The organism is Synechococcus sp. R55.2 (assembly GCF_047462075.1).
Taxonomy (GTDB): domain Bacteria; phylum Cyanobacteriota; class Cyanobacteriia; order Thermostichales; family Thermostichaceae; genus Thermostichus.
Map to the genome: position 1 here is coordinate 1 of NZ_JANSIH010000142.1, position 7,127 is coordinate 7,127.

General features: G+C 61.3%; 6 protein-coding genes. 4 read left to right on the plus strand and 2 right to left on the minus strand.

Features of this window, described 5'->3' with window-relative positions:
* The 4 genes from NW838_RS05305 to NW838_RS05320 all read left to right on the plus strand — a co-directional run.
* The coding region (locus tag NW838_RS05305) for an O-antigen ligase family protein (protein WP_414427633.1) at positions 1-1,005 on the plus strand (1,005 nt) is incomplete at its 5' end.
* Between the two features lie 124 nt (positions 1,006-1,129).
* Positions 1,130-2,278: a quinone-dependent dihydroorotate dehydrogenase gene (locus tag NW838_RS05310; protein ID WP_414427634.1), complete on the plus strand. Its 1,149-nt coding sequence runs from the start codon at positions 1,130-1,132 to the stop codon at positions 2,276-2,278.
* 31 nt (positions 2,279-2,309) lie between these two features.
* Positions 2,310-3,197, plus strand: coding sequence for a photosystem I biogenesis protein BtpA (btpA, locus tag NW838_RS05315; RefSeq protein WP_414427637.1), 888 nt, complete (start codon positions 2,310-2,312; stop codon positions 3,195-3,197).
* A 66-nt stretch (positions 3,198-3,263) separates the two neighbouring features.
* The gene (locus tag NW838_RS05320) at positions 3,264-4,358 is read left to right on the plus strand and encodes a diguanylate cyclase (protein WP_414427635.1); all 1,095 of its coding nucleotides are present in this window, start codon (positions 3,264-3,266) and stop codon (positions 4,356-4,358) included.
* Here the strand turns inward: NW838_RS05320 and NW838_RS05325 are convergent.
* Positions 4,334-5,185 carry a vitamin K epoxide reductase family protein gene (locus NW838_RS05325; RefSeq protein WP_414357079.1) on the minus strand — a complete coding sequence of 284 codons (852 nt, stop codon included), beginning with the start codon at positions 5,183-5,185 and terminating at the stop codon, positions 4,334-4,336. The genes NW838_RS05320 and NW838_RS05325 overlap by 25 nt on opposite strands.
* Positions 5,186-5,221: 36 nt before the next feature.
* A complete protein-coding gene (mutL, locus tag NW838_RS05330) occupies positions 5,222-6,958 on the minus strand; it encodes a DNA mismatch repair endonuclease MutL (protein ID WP_414427636.1) in 1,737 nt (578 codons plus the stop codon).
* Positions 6,959-7,127: the final 169 nt, after the last annotated feature.

Consider the following 7,127-nt stretch of genomic DNA (forward strand, 5'->3'; position numbering starts at 1 on the left):
GAGTCCTTTCGCGTCAGCGGGACGGAGTCCTTTCGCGTCAGCGGGACGGAGTCCTGTCCTGTGGGCCGTCGGCGGTTGGCCCAGGTGTTGGTGCTGGGCAGCGGGCTGATGCTGCTTTTGGGTTGGGGAGAAGTGCTGTGGGGATGGCAGGGGCACTTCTTCTGGGGGCCGGTTTGGATCACGGGGGTTGCCGGGGGAGAGCGACCGGCGGCAGCTTTTACTTCCCCCAATACGCTGGCCATCTACCTGGTGATCCACCTGTGTTTGGCGGCAGGGCTGTGGCTGGATCGAGCCGATAGAGACTGGCCACAGGCAGTAGGGCTGGGAGCTGTGCTGGGGCTGGGATCCCTCTTGTTGCTGCTGACAGCCTCTCGCAACGGCTGGGGAGTGGGGGGGCTGGCGCTGATGATGGGGCTGGCCCTGCGGCGCTGTTGGTGGGGGATCGGGATCTTGGCCGGTCTGGGATTGGCCGGTTTGGCCGCTGCTTGGGATTGGCCGGGCTGGCGGGCTGTTGTGCCCCGATTGATTTGGAGCCGTCTGGCAGACACCTTCGATCCTCAAGCGCTCTACTTTAGTTCCACCGCCAACCGGCTGGATGCTTGGCAATTCGCCCTGCAGATGGTGCAGGAGCGGCCCTTGACCGGTTGGGGCTGGCAAAGCTTTGCCGCTCTTTACAATGCTCAAGATCCGCCGGAGCTGCTGGGCCATTGCCACAATTTGTACCTGCACCTGGCGGCTGAGGGTGGGATCCCGCTGTTGCTGGGCCATCTGATCCTGTGGGGCTGGATTTTGGCGCGGGGATGGCAAGCTTGGCGGCGCTCGCAAGAAAGCGTCCTGTTGGGGATGCTGCTGGCCTTGACGGCGTTTTTTGCCTCAGGGCTTTTGGATGTGGTGATGTTGGATGGCCGCATCCACCTGTTGGTAACCTTGCTGTTGGGGGCAGTTTGGGGAGCCAGCCTCGAGCAGCGCTCGACAAAGGGCCAATGCAACCAAGATCTGGGATAGCTTTCCCAAGGGGGTCACGGTTGAATGCCCCACCATGGGCATCGGCGCTGCCTGGCAATAGGGAATGACTCTTGACCTAGCAGTAAATCCAAAATCCATGGGTTCCCACCCGTAGGAAATCCTTGTGGTAAACCTGTACCGAGATGTGCTGTGGCCTCTGCTTTTTTCTGGGCTGAGAGCCGACCCGGAAGCGGTCAAGATGGGCCTGCTGCGCGCCTTGCATTGGATCGATGCCACCCAGGCCACCGGGATCCTATCGGCTCTGGAGCGACTGTTTTGCTACCGGGATCCCCGGCTAGCGGTGTCGCTGTGGGGCCTTACCTTTCCCAATCCCCTTGGATTGGCTGCGGGCTTCGACAAAGATGGCCTGGCTCTGGGCGTCTGGCCCAGCCTGGGGTTTGGTTTTGTAGAGGTGGGCACCATCACTCCTCAGCCCCAACCGGGCAACCCCAAACCTCGCCTGTTTCAACTGCCCCAAGATCGCGCCGCCCTCAACCGCATGGGCTTTAACAACCAAGGGGCGGCGGCTCTGGCGGAACGGTTGCGCCGGCTACACCAACGTCCCATCCCCATCGGAATCAACCTGGGCAAAGCCAAAATCACCCCCCTAGAAGAAGCGGCTGCCGATTACCTGGCCAGCTTCCAGCTGCTCCAGGAGCTGGGGGACTACTTTGTGGTCAACGTCAGCTCCCCCAACACGCCGGGGCTGCGATCCCTGCAAGCTGCTGAGCAACTGGAGCCCATCCTGTCTGCCTTACAGCGGGAAAATCAGAAGCGAAAACCCCTCCTGGTGAAGATCGCCCCCGATCTGGACTGGCCCGACATCGACAGCATCCTGGAGCTGGCCCAAGACCATCAACTGGCCGGGATTGTGGCCACCAACACCACCCTGCGCCGCGATAACCTGAAGACCCGTTTCCTACCTGGCCACGGGATCCCCTTCGCACCAGCGGAGTCTAGGCCAATCCTTGCAGAAGCCGGCGGGATCAGCGGTGCCCCCTTGCGGGAGCGTTCCACCCAAGTCATCCGCTACATCCACCGCTCCACCCAAGGAAAATTGCCCATCATCGGAGTGGGGGGCATCTTCACCTTGGCCGACGCCTTGGAGAAACTGGAAGCGGGAGCCAGCCTGCTGCAGGTCTACACCGGCTGGGTTTACGAAGGGCCGGGTATGGTGCCGCAATTGCTCCGAGGCCTAGCCCGCTCTTCTCCCCCCAGCCCTGATGTTACACTTCCCCCAGAGAATACCCCTGTGGGTCAGATCCAGGCGTAAGATCGTTAGGGATCCCTGAGGAAGCTTGCCGGTGAACCTGCTGCAACACCTCTTCAAAACCCCCCATCCGGTCATTGGGGTGGTTCATTTGTTGCCGCTGCCCACCTCACCCCGTTGGGGGGGGGACTTGGAATGGGTGATCGCTCAGGCAGAACAGGCAGCTACTGCCCTGGCTGCAGGAGGGGTAGACGGGATCCTCGTCGAGAACTTTTACGATGCCCCCTTTGCCAAGGATCGGGTGGATGCAGCGGTGGTCAGCGCCATGACCGTCATCGTCCAGAGGCTGAAAACCCTGGTCTCGCTGCCGGTTGGGATCAACGTCTTGCGCAACGATGGCTACAGTGCTCTGGCCATTGCCGCTGCTGTAGGAGCGCAGTTTATCCGGGTGAATGTGCTCTGCGGAGCGATGGTAACCGACCAAGGCATCATCGAGGGGAATGCCCACCGCCTGCTGCGCTATCGCCGCGAGTTGGGGGCCAATATCAAGATTTTCGCCGATGTGCTGGTGAAACACGCTCAGCCCCTGAGTCCCATCAGTCTGGATGCCGCCATCACCGACACGGTGGAGCGCGGCCTGGCCGATGCCATCATTCTTTCCGGTTGGGCCACCGGCAAGCCACCCCTTCTGGAGGAGCTGGAGCTGGCCCGCAAAGTTGCTCCTCAGGTACCGCTCTTCATCGGCTCGGGGGCTACTGCCGAAAACATCGGCAGCCTGATCCGACGGGCAGATGGCGTGATTGTGGCCAGTTCTCTGAAGCGGTCTTCTCGTTCCGCAGGCGTGCCGGCAGGCTATGCGGATCCCTTTCCTATGATCGACCCAATCCGAGTGCGGCAGTTTGTGGAAGCATTGCACCTTGCGCTCCGTGAGCGGGCCTCCAACCATGCTTGTCTGGCCGCTCCCGGCTCTGGTTCCAACTAGCCGTTGGCGCTAGGATTGGGATCTGGCTGCAATGGAGCGCTCCTCTTTAGACTATGTCATCAGACTATGTCATCCCTTGATCTGGAGGGCTTGGATTCTGTATACCACCCTTCTGGTTCGGCTCTTGGGCCTGCAGAAGAAGCCTTTTGGAGCTCTGTTCCGGCTCGCACCCCCCGCATTTGGGTTGTCGATGATGACCCAGTGGTTCGTTGCTACATTATCAATGTTCTCACAGGCTCCCAGTACTACGTGGAAAGCTGGGAAAGCGGCCGAGCAGCTTGGGATTCCTTGCAAAGCTTGGAAGAGAGCGAGTGGCCCGACATGGTGATCTGCGACTGGGTCATGCCTGAGATGTCGGGGGTAGAGTTCTGTCGCCGTCTCAAGGGATCCGCCGCAGGGCAGTTTGTCTATTTCATTTTGCTCACGTCCCGTTCTGAAGTTGAGGCTCGGGTAGAGGGGCTGGATGCGGGGGCGGATGAATTCATCACCAAGCCGGTCGATCCCGAGGAGCTGCGGGCGCGGGTGCGGGCAGGGTTACGTCTCCAGCGGCTCACCCAAGCTTTGGCCCAGGCCAACCGGCAATTGCGAGCCCGCAATGAGTTGTTGGAGTCTTTGTCTTTGACGGATCCCTTGACCGGGGCGTTGAACCGGCGAGCTCTGGATCAGGCGCTGCCCCATTTGCTCAAGCAGGTGGGAGCCCGCGGGGAAGCTCGCTACCGCTATCTCTGCCTGCTGATGATGGATGTAGATCACTTTAAGCAAATCAACGACAGCCACGGCCACTACATTGGCGACTGTGTGCTGCAGGCCATCGTCGGGCGGCTGCAAAATCAACTGCGGCCCTCCAGCCTGCTCTACCGCTATGGTGGGGAAGAATTTGTTTGCGTTACGCCCGGGCTTAGCCCCCCCCGCTGCGGTCGCTACGCAGAGTCTCTGCGGCAGGCTATCGCCAAACGGCCCATTGACATCTCCCCCAAGCGCAGCCTGCCGGTTACCCTCAGCATTGGTGGGATCGTGCTCAGCGAAGACTACCGCCTGGAGCCGGAAGCTGCCTTGCAGCAGGCGGATAGCGCGCTCTACCAGGCCAAGCAGGCAGGGCGCAACCGAGTTCACATCCTCATCCCGACTCCAGGGGTTTATCTGCCCTCTTCCAGCGGATAGCCAGAGGCCACCGCCAAGGCTTCCAGAGAGCGAACGCCTGTGTAGGTGCGGCCATTGATGATCCAGGTGGGATAGCTGGTGATCCCCGCTTCTGTGCATTCTTGAGCTTGGGGAGTGCCGGGGCCGTTGGGGGAGCACTCCACGTAGGGCACTTGGTCGAAAGCCGATCCGAACAGCTCTTTCTGATCTTGACAATGGGGGCACCAATAGGCACCGTACATAGTGCCGCCGATCTGCCGCAGGTGGGCTGCTAACCCTACCGCCAGGGGGCTAGGCGGGGGAACTTGGTTGGCGTACACCCCAATCGTGGTCACCAATGTGAGAAAGGCCACCAGAATGTAGCTGAAGGCCAGCTTGCCCCCATCCAGCCAGCGGTGGCCCAGCATGGTCACCAGCCATAGCCCTGCCACCAAGATGATCGCGGTGGTGCAGTACATGCAGAATTGCCGCAGCACCGCCACCATCAGGTAAAGCATGTACATCTCAAAGGCGGTCATGGCGGAAACCAAGCCAAACAGGGCCGGCCAGCGCCACCGCTTCACCAGTGGGATCCCATCCGGCAGCACCGCCAGCGCCAAGACTCCCAAAAATCCCAACAGGCCAACAGCCGCGGTCGGGATCCCCAAAAACTCTGCCCAACGGCTGGAGAGTACCAGGTCACACCCTCCATCCCCAGTGCAGAAGGCGGCGGGCTGCTCCGTCAGCTTGGTGTAGGTGAGATAGGCCGTCAGCAGGGATCCCAGGCTGGCCAAGATCGCCAAGATCAGACGGGAATGGCGCTGCAGCCAGGTCTCTTCTTGGGCTTTGAGTTTGAGATAAGAAGCCATGGAGTTTCAGGGGTTTCAGCAGTTGGACACCCCCGATTATAGTGGGGTGGAGCTGGGCTCGTCCGTGGGATCCGATGCAGAAGAGCGCACCTGGGCGGCAAACCTGTCTCCCAGCGGATCCAGCTCCCATAGGGATCCCAGTTTGGAGTCGGAGATAGGCCGGTCGCAGAGGCCCCAACGGCGGCGGAAGTAACGGGCCAGATCTTTTTCTGCCAGGGCCAGGTAGACCGGGCGACCATGAGGGCAAGTGTGGGGATTGGCGGTGCGCTGCCAGGCTTCCAACAGCTTTTGCATCTGCTCCAGGGTCAGTGGGATCCCATTGCGCAAAGCCCCTCGACAGGCCACCGCCACCTGGGCTGCCTGCAAATCTTGACAACCACTGAGCTCCAGCAGGGATCCCTGTACCTCCTCTGGATCTTCCGATGCCAAGGCCAGAGGAATGCGTCGGATGAGATAGGTATTGGGGCCGAAGGGTTCTGGCTCCAGCCCCAACTGCTCCAACCGCTCCAGGGCTTGGGGCGATAGTCCTTGCAGCGTTACGGGCGTCGCCGGTGCCACCAGTTGCCAATGCTGCTGGATGTACTCATAGCGAACTCGCTCGTGGGCCAGGTGTTGCTCCACCAGCCATAACCCCTGGGGGTGCTCTGCCAAGATGTAGGTCCGATGCAGTTGGGCCAGCGCCTTGAGGGGGGGCAGGAGAGAAGTTGGGCGGTCAGAGGGAGGAAAACGGCTCTGGAGATCGGGCGAGACTCGATAGACCACCTTGGCCTCGCTGGCCCGGATCAGATGCACAGAGCGGCGGCTGGCCTGCTCGGATCCCAATTGCAGAAGGGAGTGCAGGTGTTGGCGCAACTGCTCCTGGCGGGCCGTCAGATTCTCCAGGTAGAGCTCGCTTTTGGCAGGATGACGGTTCCAATCCACCTGCTCTGGGGGCAGGCGCAGGTGAACAACCACCAGTGGATGACGGTGGCGAGGCAACGCGTGGTGAAAAACCGACTGGATCAGCCGTTGCCAGTCGGGCATCTGCACAAACCGGCCGTTGACGGCCACGCGGATCCAATCGGGGTGAGGGCGATGCAAGCGATCCGGTAGGCCCAGCACCACTTCCCAATCGCTGTCCCCATCCTGGATCCGCCGATAGCGCAGATCTGAGGGATCCACCTGCGGCAACACCTGCAGCAGCAGATCTTGCAGAGACTTTCCCGGCCAGAGGCTGAGCAGCAATTGCCCTTCCTGATGCACCTGCCAACTGACCCAGGGATGGGCTAGGGCCGCATTTTGCACCAGGGTCAGGAGCGGGCGAGTTTGGGGCAAGGCCCGACGGCGCAGAGGCCAGTCGGCAAACAAATCCGCAACCGTGACCACCGTTCCCAAGGCAGTGGCTGCCGGCTGCTTGTGGATCAGCTCCCCCTGTCGGTCGTAGGCGGCCAGCCAGCCGTGAGCATCAGAAACGTGGCGGGTTTGGATAGCCAGGGATCCCAAGCGGGCCAGGCTGTGCAAGGCTTCCCCACGAAATCCCAGGCTGCGACCGTCCCACTTGCTGGTGGTGTGGCGACGGGCCACCTGCTCCAGCTCCGAAGCCGGGATCCCGTGGCCGTTATCCCCCACCCGCACCTGCCAGCGAGTCGGCCAGATCTCCACTTGAATGCGGGTGGCCCGGGCATCGAGGGCATTTTCCAGCAATTCTCGCAGAGCAGCCCCCAGCGAGTCGATCACCTCTCCCGCGGCCATCTGGGCGATCCGCTCTGGGTTCAGGGGTTGGATTTTGGACATGGAGTGAGTTGAGAAAGCAGACTCTCTTCCTGCCAGCTTGTCGCCAAAAGGCCAACAGCGCCGAGCTTTAGCTTAGCTCTCTCCCTCTGTTGCCAGTGGACAGCGCCTTGCCAATGGTTTTCATTAACTTCAAGGCTCCCCTCAGGCCAAGTGAAGGATTGAGGTTCCG

What these genes read in the sequence shown, in the direction of transcription:
- NW838_RS05320 (WP_414427635.1), top strand. Translation starts at nt 3,264, where the DNA reads ATGTCATCCCTTGATCTGGAGGGCTTGGATTCTGTATACCACCCTTCT.
- NW838_RS05325 (WP_414357079.1), bottom strand. Translation starts at nt 5,185, where the DNA reads ATGGCTTCTTATCTCAAACTCAAAGCCCAAGAAGAGACCTGGCTGCAG.
- mutL (WP_414427636.1), bottom strand. Translation starts at nt 6,958, where the DNA reads ATGTCCAAAATCCAACCCCTGAACCCAGAGCGGATCGCCCAGATGGCC.